Source organism: Chryseobacterium lactis, from assembly GCF_003815875.1.
GTDB lineage: Bacteria > Bacteroidota > Bacteroidia > Flavobacteriales > Weeksellaceae > Chryseobacterium > Chryseobacterium lactis.
This window is the reverse complement of record NZ_CP033924.1, coordinates 352,515-374,246: the sequence shown is the minus strand read 5'-3', so window position 1 is coordinate 374,246 and position 21,732 is coordinate 352,515. Positions and strand designations below refer to the sequence as shown.

The 21,732-nt window shown below is 34.8% G+C and carries 12 protein-coding genes and 2 tRNA genes; 12 read left to right on the top strand and 2 right to left on the bottom strand.

All coding sequences use genetic code 11. From position 1 onward, the window contains the following. The first annotated feature begins 144 nt into the window (after positions 1-144). The 9 genes from EG342_RS01650 (at position 145) to EG342_RS01610 (ending at position 18,957) form a co-directional block, all read left to right on the top strand. Positions 145-1,134, top strand: coding sequence for a cell wall anchor protein (locus EG342_RS01650; protein ID WP_103292012.1), 990 nt, complete (start codon positions 145-147; stop codon positions 1,132-1,134). Positions 1,135-1,146: 12 nt separating this feature from the next. After that, the gene (locus EG342_RS01645) at positions 1,147-2,025 is read left to right on the top strand and encodes a hypothetical protein (RefSeq protein WP_246008718.1); all 879 of its coding nucleotides are present in this window, start codon (positions 1,147-1,149) and stop codon (positions 2,023-2,025) included. Positions 2,026-2,030: 5 nt separating this feature from the next. Continuing rightward, positions 2,031-2,516, top strand: coding sequence for a hypothetical protein (locus EG342_RS01640; protein ID WP_103292013.1), 486 nt, complete (start codon positions 2,031-2,033; stop codon positions 2,514-2,516). Between the two features lie 103 nt (positions 2,517-2,619). Further along, positions 2,620-9,438, top strand: coding sequence for a colicin E3/pyocin S6 family cytotoxin (locus tag EG342_RS01635; RefSeq protein ID WP_103292014.1), 6,819 nt, complete (start codon positions 2,620-2,622; stop codon positions 9,436-9,438). Then, positions 9,419-9,700 (top strand): DUF7683 domain-containing protein, encoded by a 282-nt coding sequence (locus EG342_RS01630; RefSeq protein WP_103292015.1) that lies wholly within the window; start codon positions 9,419-9,421, stop codon positions 9,698-9,700. Before EG342_RS01635 ends, EG342_RS01630 begins: the two co-directional genes overlap by 20 nt. 441 nt (positions 9,701-10,141) lie before the next feature. Further along, positions 10,142-10,924 (top strand): hypothetical protein, encoded by a 783-nt coding sequence (locus EG342_RS25420; protein WP_246008717.1) that lies wholly within the window; start codon positions 10,142-10,144, stop codon positions 10,922-10,924. Positions 10,925-10,929: 5 nt separating this feature from the next. Next, positions 10,930-11,421, top strand: a complete 492-nt coding sequence (locus tag EG342_RS01620) for a hypothetical protein (RefSeq protein WP_103292016.1) — start codon at positions 10,930-10,932, stop codon at positions 11,419-11,421. Positions 11,422-11,530: 109 nt separating this feature from the next. Beyond that, positions 11,531-18,451, top strand: a complete 6,921-nt coding sequence (locus EG342_RS01615) for an RHS repeat-associated core domain-containing protein (protein ID WP_164465142.1) — start codon at positions 11,531-11,533, stop codon at positions 18,449-18,451. Beyond that, complete coding sequence (locus EG342_RS01610; protein ID WP_103292018.1) at positions 18,448-18,957, top strand: hypothetical protein; 510 nt, start codon at positions 18,448-18,450, stop codon at positions 18,955-18,957. The genes EG342_RS01615 and EG342_RS01610 overlap by 4 nt, the downstream gene beginning before the upstream one ends. A gap of 115 nt (positions 18,958-19,072) precedes the next feature. Here the strand turns inward: EG342_RS01610 and EG342_RS01605 are convergent. Beyond that, positions 19,073-19,143, bottom strand: a tRNA-Gln gene (locus EG342_RS01605). A 195-nt stretch (positions 19,144-19,338) separates the two neighbouring features. Then, a tRNA-Gln gene (locus EG342_RS01600) sits at positions 19,339-19,409 on the bottom strand. Between the two features lie 98 nt (positions 19,410-19,507). Here EG342_RS01600 and EG342_RS01595 point away from each other — a divergent pair. Genes EG342_RS01595 through EG342_RS01585 form a run of 3 tightly spaced genes read left to right on the top strand, consistent with a single transcriptional unit; the run spans position 19,508 to position 21,645 of the window. Then, on the top strand, positions 19,508-20,536 hold the full coding sequence (locus EG342_RS01595; protein ID WP_103292019.1) for an AMP-binding protein: 1,029 nt from the start codon (positions 19,508-19,510) through the stop codon (positions 20,534-20,536). A 29-nt stretch (positions 20,537-20,565) separates the two neighbouring features. Continuing rightward, complete coding sequence (arfB, locus tag EG342_RS01590; RefSeq protein WP_103292020.1) at positions 20,566-20,958, top strand: alternative ribosome rescue aminoacyl-tRNA hydrolase ArfB; 393 nt, start codon at positions 20,566-20,568, stop codon at positions 20,956-20,958. A gap of 45 nt (positions 20,959-21,003) precedes the next feature. Then, positions 21,004-21,645: a porin family protein gene (locus EG342_RS01585; RefSeq protein WP_103292021.1), complete on the top strand. Its 642-nt coding sequence runs from the start codon at positions 21,004-21,006 to the stop codon at positions 21,643-21,645. The last annotated feature ends 87 nt before the right edge of the window (positions 21,646-21,732 follow it).

The window sequence follows — 21,732 nt, the reverse complement described above, 5'->3', positions numbered from 1 at the left end:
ATTTTAAAATTCATTGATATATTCATATTTTCAGAGGATTTTTTAAGACACTAGAAAGTGTAAAAACATGTATTAAATCACGTTAATACGAGTTAATTTTCGTTAATGGAATGTTAAATTTGCGCCTGAAAAAAATTAATAAGTATGAAGAAAACATTACTGTTTGCCGGACTGGCAATTTCAAGTGTGATGTATGCGCAAAATGCACCGGGTTTAACGATTCTTGACACCCGAAATACCAATGATTTGCCGGCTGCTTACAGCCATATCGTTAAGGCGGAATTTAAACTTAGAGATGTAGTTGGAGTTCCGGGAAAAGGAAATTACTCGGGAATGTTGACGATTGCACCCTGGTTTGATAATTCAGGAAATAAACGTCATCAGCTTAATTTTAATGATGGAGGAATCTTTTACAGAAATGGACTTTCAACTGACCCACAATGGGGAACTTGGAGTAAATTATTATTACAATCCAGCGAAGGGAAAGTAAGAATTGGTTCAAATGATCCTGATACTACTTCTGCAGCTCTACTAAGAGTGTATGATCAAAATGATGTTATGATGGAAGTTACCAATTCATATGGCACATTTCAGATTGCTAAATCTGCCTGTAATGGCTGTTATGGAGGCCTTCCTGGTGACACCGTTTTAAGAAATCTGGGGAGTTCTCACAACATCATTATTGCTCAGCCTAACGACAATAACGACGGTAAAACTTTTGTAGGATTCCAGGATGCTACACGTGGTATTTGGATTAAATTCCTGAATAACGGAATTGCCAAATTTGATGGAAAAATCCAAGCTAAAGAAATTGAGGTAAAGGCTAATGTATGGGCGGATTATGTTTTTAAAAAGGATTATCAATTAAAATCTTTAGAAGAAGTAGAACAGCATATTGCCGAAAAAGGACATCTTCCCAATATTCCATCTGCTGCCGAAGTGATTGAAAACGGGATCAATGTAGCTGAAATGAACACTAAATTTCTTGAGAAAATTGAAGAACTGACTCTTTATTCGATTGAACAAAATAAGCAATTAAAGTCTCAAACTGTACAACTTCTACAGGTTCAGGAAGAAAACAAAGCTTTAAAACTACAGATTGAAGAAATCAACAAAAAAATACAAAAATTATAAATAAAAAGTAATATGAAAAGAAAATTACTGCCACTAGCCTTATTGTTTTCATCTTTTGTTTTTGCTCAGCAGCAGATATTTCCTGACATTACCATTCAAAGTTATTCACCAACTTTGTTTTTGAAAAGAAATACTGATGAAGGGGGCTTTACCCGAGGGATTCAAACCCAATACCTCAACGGAGATAAGGGGTGGTTTTTCGGAGATTTACATGGTTCGCAATGGATTGTTTCAAAAGGAGATTATAAAGATCAGAAATTTGTCATTAATGAAAATGGAGATGTGGGTATAGGAACATCTTCACCTTCGACCAAACTTGATGTGAATGGTAACGCAAGATTCTCGGATCTTATTAGTGGGGGAAGTAACTCCTGGGTATTTCATACTCCGGATGACAACAGGAAAACTCTGCATATTGCACCACGAAATACAGCAAATAGTGATTGGGATTGGGGTAAATCATTTGTGATTAACGGTGAAAACGGAAATGCTTTATTAAATGGAAAACTTGAAGCAAAAGAAATTAAAGTAACCTTAATTCCTACTGCGGATTTTGTCTTTGATGAAAAATATGATCTTCCAAAACTTGAAGATGTTGAAAAACATATCAAAGAAAAAAAGCACCTTCCTGAAATTGCTTCTGCTAAAGTAATGGAGAAAGAAGGTGTAAATATGGGAGAATTTCAAATTCAACTTTTACAAAAAATCGAAGAACTTACTCTTTATTCAATAGAACAAAATAAGCAGTTGAAATCTCAATCGGAACTCTTAAAGTCTCAAAATGAAAAAATTGAAAAGCTTCAGGAAGAAAACAGCATCTTAAAAGCGCAGTCTGAAGAGATTAAAAATTTAAAAAAACAAGTACAACAAATTCTTTCTATAAAAAAATAATACGCATGAAAAGAAAATTACTTTCGTTATTTTCTTTGTTAATCGGTTTTCTGGGTTTTTCACAAACCGAGGTCTATTTCAAATACGACGAAGCAGGAAATCAACGATACAGAGGGACTAATGCAACCGGCAAAAAGACTGATGAGCTGATAACAAAAGAAGTTAAGGTACAGGAATTGGCAAAAACCGTTGCTGTTACCCAACAGGCTCCAGCTATGGATGAGAAAACATTCTTGAAAAATATCAGACTGTATCCTGTTCCGGTGAATGATTATTTAACCATCGATTGGACGGAAGAGGTAGACAGTTTAATTGAATCTGTTTCACTCTACCAGCACAGTACTGTTCACTGGAAATTCCAGCAACAGAATACGCCGGGATTAAACCGTCAGGTAAAAATCAATATGACCGGATATGATTGGGGAGTATATATTCTGCGATTTACATTGAAGGATGGAAGAGTCTTTGGCAGAAATGTTACCAAAAGATAAAGTTTAGCGGAAATATAAAAACTAAGGCATTCAATAATTATTCTTTGCTTGTCATAGTATTTCAATTAATTAAAGATTATTAATACAACAAACTAATAACAAAATGAAATTTTTTTCATCATTGATACTGTCTTTGTGTTCAGTAATGGGCTTTTCGCAGACCATACTGTACCAGACAGAAACGGCATCCAGGACGGTGCAGGATCCACAGACGGTGGTTCTGGCTCAGGGATTTCAAGCGCGGGGAGATGTTTCAAATCCATTTGTAGCAAAAATTGGCCCGGCCACGGAGAATCCTGGTGGAGGACCCATAACTTCAAATGCAGGAGCAAATAATCCAACGGGAACATCCGCACCAGATAAACAATCTTTTCATGATACAAAAGGAGAGGTGGATGTTACTGCAGGGGGACAATTGCAATTTACATTGCCCATTGCTTTACCTCCGGGAGTGAAAAGTGTCGCTCCACAAATTAATCTGGTATACACCAGTGGTTCCGGGAATGGAATTGCAGGATATGGTTGGAATATTTCAGGAATTACGGCTATTTCAAGAGTCGGAAAGAATATTGAGAAAGACGGAAATGTCAAAGGGATACAACTTGATTATTCTGATATTTACAGTTTTAACGGGCAACGATTGATTTTAAAATCCGGAGAATATGGTAAAGACGGAGCTGAGTACGTTACTGAAAAATATTCCAGCGCCAAAATTAAATCAATTGGAAATAGTTTGGGAATTTCAGGACCTGACTATTGGGAAGTAACCTACGATGACGGTTCTCAGGCTTGGTATAAAAGAACATTTACCAATCGTCAGGGGGATACGAGACCTGCCTTGGAATATAACATTACCAAATGGAAAGATGCACAAGGAAACTATATCACTTATGAATATAGCTCATTAAGCGGATTTGTAGGACCATTGGACGGCAGGAAGTCACTGCTTACTTCTATATCATGGGGAGGAAATGAAACCTTAAACAAACCTCATTTTAATGATATTCTACTCAACTATACTGATAGAAAGCTTAAAGAGATTAATTATTTACAAGGTGAGGAATTCCAGCAAGATAAATTATTACAAAATGTTGTTGTAATGTCTAATGGAAAACAGTTTAAAAGATATAAAGTTGAATACGAAGAAAACGGGACAACCTATCAGTTTGCCAAAACAGTTACTGAATATAATGCAGAAGATCTTCCGGCTAATCCTGTAACGTTTACCTATGAACAAAATAATACGACCGAATATATTCCTTATGAATCGTTTAGTTCAACCAACGGAACTAAAAAATATGCAGACTTTAATTTGGATGGTGAAACAGATTATATAGAATTTGTTTCTAACGGAGTATTAAAGTATAAAAGCTCTTTATACAAACCGGGATCTGAAGTTACGCTGACCTATGATGCTTCAAAATTTACTTCTTATAATTTTGACAGATCGAGTGCTATTACATTCAGAAAAGATAATTTTATTAAAAGTAATATTGGATTAGTAGTTCCGGTTATTAAAGATAGTTCCGAACCTGATTTATCTGATATTGAACTTCAGGTTTATTCGGTAGACTTGTCCAGTCAGAAGCTTGTTTTTGAATATTCTAAAACACTTCAACATGATCAATATAATGTAGGAGATGCAACAGATAAGATTGGAGGGTGGTTTTGTAACTATGATTTCTTTTTAGCTTCTACTACCTCTTATGATTATAACGGAGATGGGGTTTCTGAAGTTATTTTGAATATAGAAAGAACCTTAAACTGTTCAGATCCGGGTGTTTTATTGCCTACAGATCCGGGTAATCCGGGTTCCGGGTTCCCGTCACAGCCTAGTAATCCTGATGATGATTTGATTACTACTCATTTTTATAGTACGATATTGTATGATCTTAATCAGCAAACTCCTTCAGCTGAAAGTTTCTATGTAATTGGTCAAGGTAGGTGGCAGAAATTTTTTGAAGATACCCGTCCTGACAGACTTTTTGCCGATTTAAATGGAGATGGGGTACAGGATATTATTGAGATCAAACCTTCTACTGGTGAAATTCAGAGTGTTTACAACATTTTAAAATCACCTTCAGGAACCTATGCAAGATCTGCTGTTGGAAACTTTGCCGGACAGTTACTATCAAATATGTATGGACGTAGTTTCTTTGGTGATTTTAATGGTGATAATAAAGCTGATATTATGATGCCTGTAAGCAACCAAAGTAATCAGTGGAAATTATTCATATCAGATGGTAAAAGTTTTAATACATCGACTATTTTACTGGCTCCCTATCTGGCGAACGGAACTGTCTACTTTAAAGATAAACATAGTGGTCTTTTTGGAAATAGCTGTAATAGACAAAAGATCGGATACTTTAATTATGATGTTAATGATATTGATGGAGATGGAAAGTCCGAGTTAATCGTTACAGAAGTTATCTATGAAGAACATGAATGGGAGCATCATAATGATAATGAAAATACACAAACTCAGGTTTCGGTGTATTCACTTAATAAAATAGATAACTATAGTATGCATCAGGGAACGGATACAAGTGGTAAGTATACGTTTTATAAAACAAGAGTATGGACTAACAACTATCCACAAAAAGCTATTGCTTTTAGCCAAATTACAATGAACAACACACACCAGCAGCTGATTCTTGTTGGGAAAAAGGTGAATTGTTCCGGATGTACTGAAAGTTATGCACAGTTTTATAACCATCCTTCATTAAGTACTATTTCAAGAATTAATACAATCGAACAAGGAGGAGTTAAGCTTAATGTAGTTTATAAAGAACTGAACCAGGATGTGAATCCTAACTTTTATCTTCCTGTAAAAAAAGAAAAATATCCTTTTTATGAATCCCCTAAACTACCGAAATCATTTGCTGTTGCCCAGTTAAATAAGACCCTTCCACAGGGGCAGGTATATCAGGATTTCCGTTATAGAGGACTTGTGAATCACAATACCGGAAAAGGATTTATTGGTTACCGTCAAACTGCAAGATCTTCATGGTATGCAAATGGGTTTGAAAATACCAAAATCTGGTCAGGGACAGAAATCGATCCCTTACAAGAAGGCTTACCAGTAAAAGAATGGAGCATACGAACCAATGATGAAAGTAAAATATTTCCTGCTGATATTTCAAAGGATAATACACAATTACTTACTTTTAAATCTACAACTTATCAAGCAGATAAACTATTAAATGGACAAATCATTACCGGTTCCGTTTCATCGGCAGATAGACCAAAAGTTGTTACAGCTATTATTCCTACAAGCACTTATAGTAAAGATTTCTTAACGGGAATAGTATCTTTTGGATCAACAACATACGGCGATTTTTATCTTCCGAAGCAAAGTACGACGAGTATCAATGAGGGATATGCTATTACCACTTCTGACTTTGAATATACTCACAATCTATCAGGCATTGGTAAAGATTATTTTGTAGGCCGTCCCATATCTAAAACAGATATTATCAAGGCTTATGGTGATACTAAATCTTTCAAAAAAGAGTATGAATATGAAGGGAACTTCTTAAAAACATTTAAAACGTGGAACAGAGATAATACCGGTTATATAGCAGAGACTTATGAATATGATGGATTTGGAAATCTTAAAAAGAAAACAGTAAGCAACAATATAGATTCTCAAACTCAGACTGATGCAAATGAATATGATTCTCAAGGAAGATTTGTAATCAAAAAAACTGATAATTTAGGATTAGAAACCAATATTGTTTATAATGATTTCGGACAGATTACTAAAGAGACCGACCCATTAGGTAATATTCTTGAAAATGAATTCGATCGTTGGGGTAAGTTGATGAAATCTAAAGCAAATTTAGGAGGAGTTACTACTTATAAATATGAAAGGGACTCGGATTTAAATGTGAAGATTATCCAGTATGATCCTGATGGTGATGTATCCATAAAATATACTAATAAATGGGGGCAAAATTATAAAACCTCTACTAAGGCTTTTGGACAAGGAAAATATTTTTCAAAAGAAGTTCAATTTGATATATTAGGAAGAAGAATAAAAGAGAGCGAGTCTTATTTTGAGGGAGGAACTGCATCTCAATGGAATATAACAAAATATGATGATAATGTTTTCCCTCCTAAGATTAATGCGATTGCTTTCACAGGCAAAGAAATGGAAACTTCTGTTTCAGGATTAATTACTACAATCGCAGAAGTAAACGGTAATGCAAGGGTTACTTCAAATGCAAGGGATGCCTTGAATAATATCATGTTTTCAACAGATAAGGGAGGAACAATTGTTTTTTCCTATAACGCTGCAGGAGAACAAATCAAAGCTCAATATGCCGAAAATATTGTAACCACAAAGTACGATGCATGGGGGAAAAAATTAGAATTTAATGATCCTTCGAATGGCATTTACAAGTATGAATACGATGGATTTGGGAAGGCTAAGAAAGTTATAAGCCCTAAAGGAACAAAAGAATATACATACAATAATCTTGGACAACTTATTGCTCAAAAAGAAATTTCTACGGTAGATGGTGGACAGGCTACAAATAAGTTAATTTCTTTTGTATATGATGATAAAGGAAGAGTTATTTCAAAAACAGGAACTTCGAAAGGAAAGGCTTACAGTTCAAATGTTGTTTATGATCCGCAAGGAAGAATTTTATCTTCTTCTGAAAACAGTAATGAAAAATATTTTATTCAGAAAGGAATTACTTATGATGATAAGGCAAGAATTATTTCTTACGAAAAGCAGCTGTTCTCTTCAGGAGTATTGACTAAAGTTCAGATAGAAAATATATATAGTGCATGGAACGGAGAATTATATCAGGTTAAGGATAAAAATTCAGGGAAGGTTTTATGGGAACTAAAAGATACAGACTCAAGAGGGGAGGTGCTTAAAGCTCAATTGGGAGCTGCTGAGATTATCCAGACTTATGAGCCTGATGGAACCCTAAGTCAGGTAAATCATGGTTCAGCAGTGAAGCCACACATTTTAAGGCTTTCGTACAATTTTAATCCCATTAAAAATGAACTTGAAACCCGAACTACTGAAGGTGATTTCTATATTACAGAATCATTTGATTATGATAATAATAACCGGTTGATTAATTGGACGAACCCGGCGACAGGCGTTAAAGCACAAAATGGGATACTCAATTCTTATGATGATAAAGGCAGAATTTTAGAAAATGATCAGGTAGGAAAGATTAAATTTGGAAACTCAGCGAAGATTTATCAGCCAACAGGAATGACATTAAATGCTGCAGGAATTCAAAATTATAATAATGATTTAATCCAAAATATTACATATAATGAGAACAATGATCCCGTACTCATTGATGGAATGAAAGGAGATGTTGCTTTCCAATATGGATTGACAGCCATGAGACAACGTGTTACCTATGGAGGTGATTTCAGTAATGACGGAGAAGGGAAATTTACCAAGTTTTATAGTGAAGACGGAAGTTTTGAAGTATTGAAAGACAATAGCACAGGTAAAGAAAAACATATTCTTTATATTGGTGGGTCCCCTTATGAAAGTAGTATAGTATACTTAAAGAATTTTGATGAAACTTCCGGTTCTTATAAATTTTTGCATAAAGATTATTTAGGAAGTATTCTGGCAATCAGTGATGAAACAGGAAATAAACTGGAGCAAAGACATTATGATGCCTGGGGTAACCTGACACATCTTCAGATTGGGACCGGTCCGATTATTACGGATAAGAATACAATTGAGAGTACATCATTATTAATAGACAGAGGATATACCGGTCATGAGCATTTTGCAGAGGTGGGAATTATTCACATGAATGGAAGACTGTATGATCCATTATTAAGAAGATTCTTGAATGCCGATGAAAATATTCAGGACCCTTACAATACCCAAAACTATAATAAATATGGGTATGTAATGAATAATCCTTTGATGTTTAATGATCCTAGCGGAGAATTTTTTCAATTTATAGGATTAGGGGTTTTATTCTGGAAAGCTGTAATAATTGGTGCGTATATTGGCTTTACGTCTTATATGATCACAACAGCAATCACCAATCAGGGAGTATCTTTGGCAGGAGGATTGAAAGCAATATTCTTTGGAGCTGCCTCCGGGGCAGTCACATTTGGAGTGGGAAGTATATTTAGTAGTACGGCAGGAGTTGCAACCCAATTTGCAAAAAGCCTTGGAGAGGCAGCCGTTGTGGCAAAAGCCATTGTACATGGAGTGGCTCAGGGAGCTTTATCTTTAATGCAGGATGGTGGATTTAAACAATCTTTCTTTTCCGGAGCATTGGGAAGTCTTGGAGCATCTGCTTTTGGGGCTGTTGCAGGAAAATTTGCTGACACTGCAGTGGGTACAATTACTTTTGGAGCTTTGGCCGGAGGGATTGGTTCTGAACTTTCAGGAGGGAATTTTTGGCAAGGAGCTTTAATTGGTGGAATTGTAGCAGGACTAAATCATACCCTGCATGAAATGGATGGCGCTTTAGAAGAAAACCTGGGCGATAATGAAGGAGATAAAAAAGGAGATAGTACAAGAGATACGAGACATCATAAACCTGCACCAAAGAATTTAAAAGGATTTCCAGATGCAAAAAGAGTTCCTAATAAAGGAAGAGCGAGATGGAAAAATCCAGATGGACAAACGTTGGAATGGGATAAGCAGCATGGAGATGTTGAAGTGTATAATAAAAAAGGAGGTCATATAGGATCTGCAAGACCAGATACAGGCGAAATTTATAAAGACCCTGTCCCGGGAAGAACATTAAATAAAGTTATTAAAGTAGGAGTTGGAGCAACAATTATAGTTGGAGGAATAAAACTATTAGATTGGGCAGCAAGTAGAATTTCACCTTTTTTGATGACCCCGATAATGCAAATGCAAATGAATCAGGAACCTAATTATAAAATGTATGAAAAATATGGAACATAAAATACGAAGAGTCATAGAAGAATATAGTATAATTGATGAGTTTGTTCATAAAGATTATACATTAAATATTACTGCAAAAGAAATCTTAAAAGTATTAGATGATTTAATACTTTATGAAGATGACAATGAAAATGAAATTTATGACCAATATGACTTAACAAAGGAACAAATTGAGAAATTAAAACCTTTCCTTGAAAATACTTTCAATGAAGATTTTGATAAATATATATATCAATTAGCCTGCTATGGAGAAGATGAATAGCTCCGAAAATTGAGAATACAAGACGTAATGTTTACTATAAATGATAGACACTTAAATATACTATCCATAATATGAAAATGGGAAAGTGTCTTCTTTTTGTAAAGAGAAAATCTTAAAGATAACGTCTATTACTAAACAGCCATTGTAAAAAATTACAATGGCTGTTTTATTCTTTTGTTTATAAATTTTATATAGAATAAAAAATAAGTTAAAATTATATTAGCTCGATTTAGCTCGAGAAAAAAAACTAAATTGCATAGTGAAAAACTAAATTAAAACCATGAGAACAAAATTATTATACTTTCCCCTAAAATTATAGCGGGCTGTCAATACCATACAGCAACCATACTATAATCTTTCTTTATTAGGAAGATTTAGATCTTTTGTGGAATTATTTCACTAAGGAATTACTAAAAATACTAATTTAAAAAACTAATAAACATGAAAAAATTATTGTCAATTATTGGATTAATGGCATTCGGATCTCTATTTTCTCAAGATATCCCTTTCAGCAAATTATATGGAAATTCAGATCCTGCCAATTATTATTTAACCCATTATCCCGTATCCGGTTCAGATGGATTGGATATTAAATGGTACGGAGGAATAAGACTTCAAACCACCGGTACGGTTGTTCAATTACTAAACAACGGAAATGTAGGAATAGGGACTACTACTCCAACGACCACCCTTGATGTCAATGGAAATGCAAGCTTTCTCGATTTTATTAGTGCAGGAACTAATTCATGGATTTTTCATACCCCTGATGATACAAGAAAAACGTTGCACATTGCACCAAGAAATACTGCAAATAACGATTGGGACTGGACAAAATCATTTGTAATCAACGGTGAAAACGGAAATGCCTTATTAAACGGAAAATTCGAAGCTAAGGAAATTAAGGTAACCTTAACTCCGACCGCTGATTTTGTCTTTGATGAAAAGTATAACCTTCCTAAATTGGAAGATGTTGAGAAACATATCAAAGAAAAAAAGCATCTTCCGGAAATTGCTTCAGCTAAAGTAATGGAGAAAGAAGGTGTAAATGTGGGAGAATTTCAAATAAAACTGTTGCAGAAAATCGAAGAACTTACTCTTTATTCTATTGAACAGAATAATAATATCAAACAGCTTAAGGAAGAAAACAAAAATTTACATTCTCAGGCTGAAGAGATTAAAGAGCTAAAAAAACTAGTGCAGAAACTTTTAACCAACAAAAAATAAAACCAATGAAAACAAAATTATTTTCCCTACTGTCTCTTTTAATAGGAGCTTTGGGGTTTTCACAAACTCAGGTTTACTTCAAATATGACGAAGCCGGAAACCAACGATACCGAGGTCCGGACGCAGCAGGTAAGGCAGCTCCCGAAGAAATGGTGAAGAAGGAAGAAAAAAAGGTTGAAGAGCAAGTACAAACTGCCTCAATTGTAAAACAGGAATCTGTAATGGATGAAAAAGCCTTCTGGAAACAGATCAGACTCTATCCGGTTCCGGTGAACGATTATTTAACCATCGACTGGACTGAAGAGGTAGATAGCCTTATAGAATCTGTGTCACTTTATCAACATAGTACAGTTCACTGGAAATTCCAGCAACAAAATCTTCCCGGCTTAAATCGTCAGATTAAAATCAATATGACCGGATATGACTGGGGCGTGTATATTTTGCGCTTTACATTGAAAGACGGAAGAGTTTTTGGTAGAAATGTTACCAAAAGATAAAAGTTAGAAAAGAGAATGTAGTAATAAAAGTATGAAGAGTTATCAAATTATTCTTCACATCAGTTATCATTTTCTAAAGATTATTTATCAATTAAAAACTAATACTTACATGAAAAAACTTTCATTAATCATACTGTCCTTTAGTTCTGTATGGGGTTTTTCTCAGACCATACTAAACCAGGCAGAAACAACATCGCGTACGGTGCAGGATCCACAAACTGTAGTATTGGGTCAGGGATTTCGGGCTGCGGGGGATATTTCTAATCCTTTTGTGGCCAAAATCGGCCCGGCCACTGAGAATCCGGGTGGTGGTCCTTCCAATTCAAATGCGGGAGCTACTAATCCAACCGGAACAACATCGCCGCCAGGCCAAAGCTTTCATAATACAAAAGGAAATATTGATGTTACCGCAGCAGGGCAGCTACAATATAATCTTCCAATTGCATTACCTCCGGGAGTAAAGGATGTGGCTCCAAGTCTTAATCTCGCTTACCTGAGTAATACAGGAAATGGAATTGCTGGCTATGGATGGAGTGTTTCTGGTATCACAACAATATCCAGAAGTGGAAAAATATTTGAAAAAGACGGTGAAACAAAGGGACTTCAACTTGATTATTCAGATTATTATAGCTTTAATGGGCAAAGACTTATTTTAAAATCCGGAGAATATGGTAAAGACGGCGCAGAATATGTAACGGATAAATATTCCAATACCAGAATCAGATCGATCGGATCTGTAACCGGTCAGGCATGGCAAGGACCTGCGTATTGGGAGATTACATTTGAAGATGGAACACAGGCATGGTACGGAGCCCTTAGCTCAGGAAACAATACCGGACGAACTCCTACAGAATACAATATTGTAAAATGGAAAGATAAAAAAGGAAATTATATTACCTACAATTATCTGCAGAATAATAATATAGCTATAATTAATACGATTCAATGGGGAGGTAATGAAACACTTGGAAAAGCTCATTTCAACCAGGTGGAATTTTATTATTCACCCAGAAATCTTCAGGAGTCTTCCTATATTAGAGGTGTTCCTTTAATACAGGATAAAATCTTGAGTACCATTGTTGTTAAAGCAAGTGGAGCTACTTATAGAAGCTATTCTATCAATTATTCAATAGAAACGGTTAATAATGACCCAAACAACAAGGTAAATTATCAATTCGTTAAAAGTGTAACTGAAGGAAACAGTGTTGGAGATGCAGCCAATCCGGTTACATTTGCAACAAAAGCATTAACAACCGGAAGTAGCGAAAGTGGTTTTGGAGATTATACTGATATTACAACAACCGGAGATTATAACGGTGATGGATTGGTTGATTTTATTGTAAGACAGCCGGCACAAAACGGAAGGCCTGAAGGATATTATATCTATTTTGATGCCGTTAACAGTACCAATCCTTCATTTGTCTATTTAGGAGCTACCAGTACATATTGGCCAAGCAGCAGCATGGCTACGGTGAATATAAAACCGGCAGATAACTATATTAAACCAAAACAGGGGCTGGTTATTTATAAAGGCAATACCGGTTCAAATCCTCCTTCAACCGGAAATATAGAATTAAAATTCTATTCAATAAAAAGTGATGCTTCAGTTTTAAATACGTTTAACAATCCTCTAGAACTGGAATATTCTAAAACAATACCAAGTAATACCTATGAGTTTGCGAGTTCTATATATCCACCTGAAACTGATCCCGATTATATGGGTGGGCTTAACAGATCTTCTTTGCAAAGCCTAAAAGAAGTAGATATTGATTCTGACGGGATGTCTGAACTGATTATGGCGGTAGCAGATAATAAATGTAAATATCGGATTATTGTTCCGGATCCTCCAAAAGGAACATGGATGTGTAAATCGTTAGGATACAGGTATATGGTTCTCGATAAAGATAATATACAGAATAATACGATTCAGATTATTCCAGATACAACTCCTAAAAATATTCTTGATAAAAGTGGGATCATGGATTTTGACAATGACGGTACGCAGGACGTTGTTTTTGTAGATCCTACCGGAGGAAGTACATCAGTTACTTTCGCTACAAAAGAATACATGAATGAAAATGCACCTGCCACCAACAGAACTTTTACAACTCCCTTGAATAATGCCAGACAATATGAGTTGAAAAAACAAAATAATGGCTATACCCTAAATCTTAAAAATACTTTTACAGTAAAAGGGTTGATTGACGGAATGCAATTTGGTGATTTAAATGGGGACAAAAATTTTGAAATACTTCTGCCATTACATGAAAATGCAACAAATGACATCTACACAACCGGATGGGCGATCTATCTGAATACCGGGATTTCATTATCAGAAAGCCTTCAGGGACTAATGTATTACAGAAAGCCTTCTATGAATCCTACCTTACTGACCAATTATTCCAAAACCGGACTTATTGATTTGGATAATGATGGTAAAACTGAAATCTTAAATTCTACAATCATATTTGCACCTGCTAATAATCAGTTATCTACCTGGTTTATGGATAGCTATTCAGAACCATATTATAACCCTGCGAGTACAGATTTTAAATGGAGGTTTGTAAAAAAACAATTATCCTACTCTCAAAGACCAAAAGTACTTGTAGAACCTTTATTTGGCGATTTTAGAGTAAACAATACATCCTCTAAAATACTGTTCCTGCTAAAGGCTACGGATACTAGTGAAAGAAAACTGATAAGCTATCAGCATTACAACCTTAATATTGATAAGAATATTTCATCAATAACCCAGGCAGAACTCCAGTACGATATTGAGTACAAGGAACTTGATCCTGTTGTGAATCCTAACTTTTATGCTCCTGTAAAGAAAGAACAGTATCCATATTTGGAAATGGAAAAACTATCTCAAATGTATGCCGTATCTCAAATCAAGATGATGGATAGGAAGCAAGATTTTAGATATAGAGGGTATATAGCCCATTTACAGGGAAGAGGTCTCATTGGATTCCGTCAGACAGCAAGGTCCTCCTGGTACGCAGATGGCTTTGAAAATACTAAAATTTGGGCAGGGACAGAAATAGATCCGTTAAACGAAGGAGTTCCGGTAAAAGAATGGACAATCAGAACCAATAGTGAAAATTTGGTTTTCCCAGCTGATATTTCTGAAAATAACACCCAGTTATTAAGTTTTAAATCTACAATATATCAAACCGATAGATTGGTAGATGGTCAGCTGGTGAGTTCATTGCCATCCATTGACAAATCAAAGGTTGTTACTGCAATTATACCAAAAAGTAATAAAACGAAGGACTTTTTAACAGGAACAGTTACAGACAGAACAGTAAATTATAATAATTATTACCTTCCTACTCAAAGTATATCCAATGTGAATAGTGGCTACGGAATAACCACTACCACATATGATTACATCAACAATCCTTCTGGAATCGGGGTTGATTATTATATAGGGCGCCCGACCTCTAAAATAGATGTAGTACAAGCATATGGAGACACAAAATCATCCAAAGAAGAATACTCTTATGAAAATAACTTCTTAAAAACCCTAAAAACGTGGAATAGAGATAATACAGGATGGCTGCAGGAATCTTATACCTATGATGGTTTTGGAAATATTGCTGAAAAGACGGTAAGTAATAACGTAGATTCTCAGACACAAACCACTAAGTCAGGATACGAACCAAAGGGTAGATTTATTGATAAAAAGACGGATCATTTAGGGTTGGAAACAAATATGACTTATAATAATGACGGACAGATTCTGACGCAAACCGATCCAATTAATAACACAATTGTTAAAACATATGATAATTGGGGTAAATTACAAACATCAAAATCAAATGTAAGCGGAACGATTACGTATACTTATGAAAAGAAAACGTGGACAGGCGATATTTGGAGCGGCTTTGAACCTCCAAGATATATAGTTACCGAATTTTTACCAGATGGAGATCTGAATATAACCTATTCTAATATTCTGGGACAAAATTATAAAACTACTACAAAAGCATTTGGACAAGGACAATATCTTTCAAAGATTTATTCTTACGATATTCTGGGTAGAAAGATTGCTGAAAGTGAACCTTATTTTGATACTCAGACTGCTACAATCTGGAATGCTTTGACTTATGATGACTCCGTATTTCCAACTAAAATAACAGCTACCTCATTAGCGTCAATTGATTTTTCTGGTGCAGTTATTTCATTTAGTGGTAAGCAGGTAGCTACTACAGTTTCAGGTTTCACAACTACAACTAAAGAGATTAATGGGTATGGCAGAACAACTACCAAAACTACTGATGCTCTTGGAAATACTGTATCTAGTACAGATGCGGGAGGTACTGTTGCGTTTACTTACAATGCAGCGGGAGAACAAATTAAAGCACAGTATGCACAAAATAGTGTTACCACCAAATATGATGCCTGGGGGCGAAAATCAGAGTTTAATGATCCTTCCAATGGATTGTACAAATATGAGTATGATGGGTTTGGGCAGGTTAAAAAAATAACCAGTCCTAAAGGAACCAAAGCATATACCTACAATAATTTGGGACAACTGGCCTCTCAAAATGAGATTTCTACAGCAGATGGAGGACAGGCTACTAATAAAACAATTTCCTATACTTATGATAACAAAGGCAGGATAATTGAAAAATCAGGTACCTCGAAAGGTAAGGCCTATAGCTCCAATATTGTTTATGACCCTCAGGGAAGAATTGCTTCTACATCGGAAAATAGTAATGGTAAATACTTTATAAAAAAGGGGATTACTTATGATGATAAGGAAAAAGTTATTTCCTATGAAAAACAGCTGTATTCCTCAGGTGTATTGACAAAAGTACAGATTGAACATGTCTATAATGCTTGGAATGGAGAACTTTCTCAGATTAAAGATAAAAATTCAGGAAAAGTACTTTGGCAGCTCAATGAAACAAATGTAAGAGGACAGGTGACCAGTACTAAATTGGGAGAAGTAAATATCACCAATGACTATGACGTAACCACTGGCTTCCTGAAGGGAATTAAACATGCTTCCACCGTTAAGCCTAATCTTCTGCAGATTAAATATCAGTTTGATGTTATTAGAAATAGACTTAATCAAAGAACTACAGAGGGAGATTTTAGTATCATAGAAACATTCGATTATGATAACAATAATCGATTGATGAAATGGACGGATCCTGTCAGCACGACTTCTCATACAAATGAATATGATGTAGCAGGTAGAATTAAAGATAATGATCAGGTAGGTAAAATTAAATTTGAAAATGCTGCCAAGTCCTACCAGGCAACATCAATGAATCTTAATGCAGAAGGTACTAAGAACTACAAAAATGACCTGATTCAGAGAGTTGTTTACAATGAAAATAATGATCCCGTATTTATTGATGGTGAAATTGGAGACGTGGCTTTTCAGTATGGACTAACTAATATGAGACAGATAGTAACGTACGGAGGAAATTTCGATGCTGAAAATGAAGGTAAATTTACCAAATTCTATAATGAAGACGGAAGTTTTGAAATTGTAAAGAATAATACTACAGGACAGGAAAAACACGTTATTTATATCGGAGGAACTCCATATGAAAGTAATATTGTATATTTAAAGAACTTCACTGAGAATAATGGTTCTTACAAGTTCCTACATAAAGACTATTTAGGAAGTATACTGGCTATCAGTGATGAAGCAGGAAATAAACTGGAGCAAAGGCATTTTGATGCATGGGGGAACTTTACCCATCTTCAACTGGGAGCTGGCGCTATTATTACAGATGCTAAAAAGATTAAATCAATAGTAAGTTCAGGTGATTTGCTATTGGAAAGAGGATATACTTCTCATGAGCACTTTACAGAAGTGGGAATTGTTCATATGAATGGAAGGCTTTATGATCCGTTACTAAGAAGATTCCTCAATGCCGATGAGTTTATTCAAGATCCATACAATACTCAGAGTTATAATAAATATGGATATGTATTAAATAACCCTCTGATGTATAGTGATCCTAATGGAGAATTCTTTTTTGTAATTAGTTTTTCTGCTATCATTATCAGTGCATTACAAGCCGTAGTCATTGGGGGGCTTATCTACACAGGTATGGCAATACTGACAGGAAATGCAAGTAAGTCCGGATTTCTGAAGAGTACACTTACTTCCTTTATAACAGGTGCAATATCGGGAGCTTTGGGCGGAGCCGGTATATTTGGTAATGGTTTCTGGGGAACGGTAGCAAAAGGAGTAGCTATTGGTGCTGCAGGTGGTACTGTTGATGCAATTGTTAATCAGAAGAACATCCTTCAGGGATTATTAAAGGGAGCTATCATCGGAGGAGCTGTTTCTGCGGTTAGTTATAGCATTAATTATTTGTTGACTCCGGCTAATGAAAATAAAATTACGGAGAAAGATCTTGCAGAAGATACAAGTAGCGATTCAAGCACAGATTCAAATACAGCTTCAAATAATAATACAAGTACAAATGCAAACGGGGGGTCATCTGAATTACCATATAATGACAAAACTCTTAGTAATATGAGACAAAAGAACTTCGGTCCTGAACAAATGAAAAAATGGGGTGTTAACTATGATACTGTAAAAAGTGAAACATATAAACAAAATGCGGCAGGTAAGTTTTATGATTCCAGTGGAGAATTTGTAGCATATACAGATCCTAAAGCGAACTTTTGGAATGGAAGAAGTACTATCTATTACTCGAAAAGTGTATTTGCCTCTCCTGAAAGACTTTTAAAAACAATGAGGCACGAAACTGTTCATGCTTTTGGAAATACTCCTGGAGGAATGACCTTCAGACTTGCCAGAAAAAACATTATTCGTTTTGGTAATGATGAATGGATTGATCTTGAGCATCTTGCAATCAGAAAAGCTGAGTGGTCGTTTCTAAGTGCTAATAAAGTAGGTTCAGAGGGGATGAATGTTTTGTCTCAGAATATGATTGAATTATACTACAGTCGTTTGGATGAAGCGCAAAGGAATATATTCAAAATTATGTTTAACTACATTAATCCAATGTTTGCACAAAAAATAGTAAAATGAGAAATTTAGTTTATTGTATATTATTATTAGCATGCTCATCAAAAAATGAAAAAAAATCAATTTCATATGATGTAGATATTACTGATAAAAAAATTATTGAAATGACAATATCTAATACAACAGGAAAGGATTACTTTTTTGCTCATCCACAATTATTTTTTATTAAAACAAGACATAACAGTAATAAAAATATTGTAACAGAAGATGTGATTACAGAAATTGAATATAATTATAAGCAAATAGTAATGGATAAAAAAAATGACGGAAATGCCCTTATAGTTAATTCTAATACTAATTGTAATTCAATATTTTTCAAATTGAAGAACGGAGAACATATTAAATTAAAGTACAATATTAGCAATAAAAAAGATCTGTCTACCGGTATTTATTCTGTCGTTGCTAATGATATTAATTGTAATATTGATTCAATAGAGAAAGAAAGTATAAGTGATTATTCCTATTACAAAGGAATACTGTCTTTGCCGGATAAAATAATTATTAAATGATAATTGTTGAATAAACAATAATGAGCCTATCTTTTGATGGGCTCATTTTATTTTATGGGATAAGCAAACTAATTTATAAAAAAACAAAAAACCACCCTTAAAAAAGGATGGTTTGTAGACCCACAGGGATTCGAACCCCGACTGACGGTACCAAAAACCGGAGTGCTACCGTTACACTATAGGTCTGATTATTTTTGGTGATGCAAATTTATAGATTTTTTTTAAATGTACAAATACCTTCCTGAAAAAACTGTTCTTTTAAAATAAAAAATAGAGAAAATACAGAATATTAGATAGTGAGCTTATGAAGATATTTACATTTTATGGTGATAGATAGGGTTGTACTAAAAAACAAAAACCACCCTTAAAAAGGATGGTTTGTAGACCCACAGGGATTCGAACCCCGACTGACGGTACCAAAAACCGGAGTGCTACCGTTACACTATAGGTCTGTTTTATTTTGGTGGTGCAAATTTATAGCTTTTTTCTTTATATACAAGAACTTTTTAAATTTTTTTTTAAATTTACTGTAGATTTTATTTACGAAAACATGCTGATAGACTTCAATAATCTCAATATTAATCAATTATCTTTCAATACGGATTTTGAAAGAAAAGTTGAATCTTTTTTAAAAGAATGGCTTACCGATGAAACAACGGTAAAAGTTCAGACTTCCGGATCTACGGGGATTCCTAAAATCTTTGATATTGAGAAAAAGAAAATGATCAATTCCGCAGTGATGACCTGCAACTTCCTGGAATTAAAAAAAGGCAACACGGCTTTGCTCTGTCTGCCTGTAGAATATATTTCAGGAAAAATGATGATCGTACGGTCGATGGAAAGGAGCCTGAGGTTGGTCATCACGGATCCTTCTTTACAGCCTGTTAAAAACCTGGAAAAAGAAATAGACTTTTGTGCAATGACTCCTCTTCAGGTTGAAAATTCCCTGGATAAACTCCATTTGATCAAAAATTTGATTATTGGCGGAGCTGCCGTTTCAGAAAGCCTTAAAAATAAAATGCTTCAAATGAACCTTAGTCCTTCGAACAGGATCTTTGAAACCTATGGAATGTCTGAAACTCTTTCTCATATTGCGCTGAGACAAATATTGCCGCAACCTGAAAATTATTTTACGGCCTTTGAAAATGTATCTGTTTCTTTGGACGACAGAGGTTGCCTGAAGATATTTGCTCCCAATGTCAATGTTGAGGTTTTACAAACTAATGATTTAGTTGAAATTAAAAACAATAATCAGTTTCGCTTTTTAGGACGAATAGATAATGTAATCAATTCCGGGGGTGCTAAAATTTTTCCGGAAGCACTCGAAGCATTAGTTAAAAAGGAAATACCCAATGAAGCAGTCTTTATAGGAATGAGAGATGAAAGCCTGGGACAAAAATTGGTATTGATTATAGAAGGAAATGAATCGGAAGATTTGAAAACAAAAATTAAAGAAATTCCTTTTGAAAAGAATTTTCATAGCCCGAAAGAAATTCTTTTTATCAAAGAAATTCCGAGAACTTCCAATGGTAAAATCAACAGACTGGAGCTTCATAAAATCATGAGTGAAAATAAATAGGATCACTCTTACATTCAAAATCTAATACAATGAAAGACTTTTCAAAAGAACTCAGTTTTAAAACATCCAGGAGCAGTGGAGCAGGAGGGCAAAATGTTAATAAAGTAGAGACTGCCGTTACCGTACTTTGGGAAGTAGTGGCATCCGGATTTTTCAATGATGATGAAAAAGTATTAATTCAAAATAAATTAAAAAACAGAATTAATGCCGATGGATATTTATTTATGACTGTTTCAGAAAGCAGAACCCAGCTGATGAATAAAAATAAAGCGATTGAAAAAATAACAGAAATAGTAAATAAAGCACTTATTGTTCCCAAAAAAAGAACAGCTACAAAGCCATCGAGAGCCCAAAAACAAAAGAGATTAGACAGTAAGAAAAAGCTTTCCGACAAAAAAGAAAACAGAAAATTTAAATTCTAGTTGGATCTTTCGCAGAAAATCCTATTTTTGCCGAAAACTTAAAAAATGATAAAAAAATTACTTGTATTAGGAGCTATTTCGGGCTCTCTACTTTCTTTTGCACAACAATTTTCTTTTGTTCCATCCGTAGGATACGGTTGGAGAGTTGCTGAAACACCTTCGGGGCTTTCCAGAGAAGAAAGAAACTACGTTAAAGGGTTAAAAAGCGGGCTTCATTTTGATATTGCTGCTTATTACAATATCAGAAACATTGGAATAGGATTGAAATTTTCCAATTATAGTGCATCGAGTAACGGGATATTGTCAGGACGTGATTCTCAGGGTTACAATGTTTACGTTCCGGTGAGTACTACCGATAATATTACATTCTTTGGGCCTTCCATTATGTATTCCAATTATAATGAGCCTACAAAGCACAAACTATTTGTGGATGCGGCATTGGGAGTTATTTCATATACTACAAAAACAGGAAATGTAAAAGGAACGGGTTCTAATCTTGGACTGGATGCCGGTTTCGGATATCAATATGCACTTTCTGACAGGATTTTTATTGGACCAAAAGTGAGTGTAACAGCAGGAACATTAAACAAAATGAAATTTAATGGAACAACAGTTGACTTTGGCGATAATGAAAAAGAGGGATTAACCAGAGTTTCCCTAAGTGGAGTGGTGACATTCCGTTTTTAAGTTATATATTTGTTAGAGTTCAAAATAACAATATCATGACAGCAACAATTCTTTTATCTGCAGTGCGCCGGAGACCAGGGTTGTTGC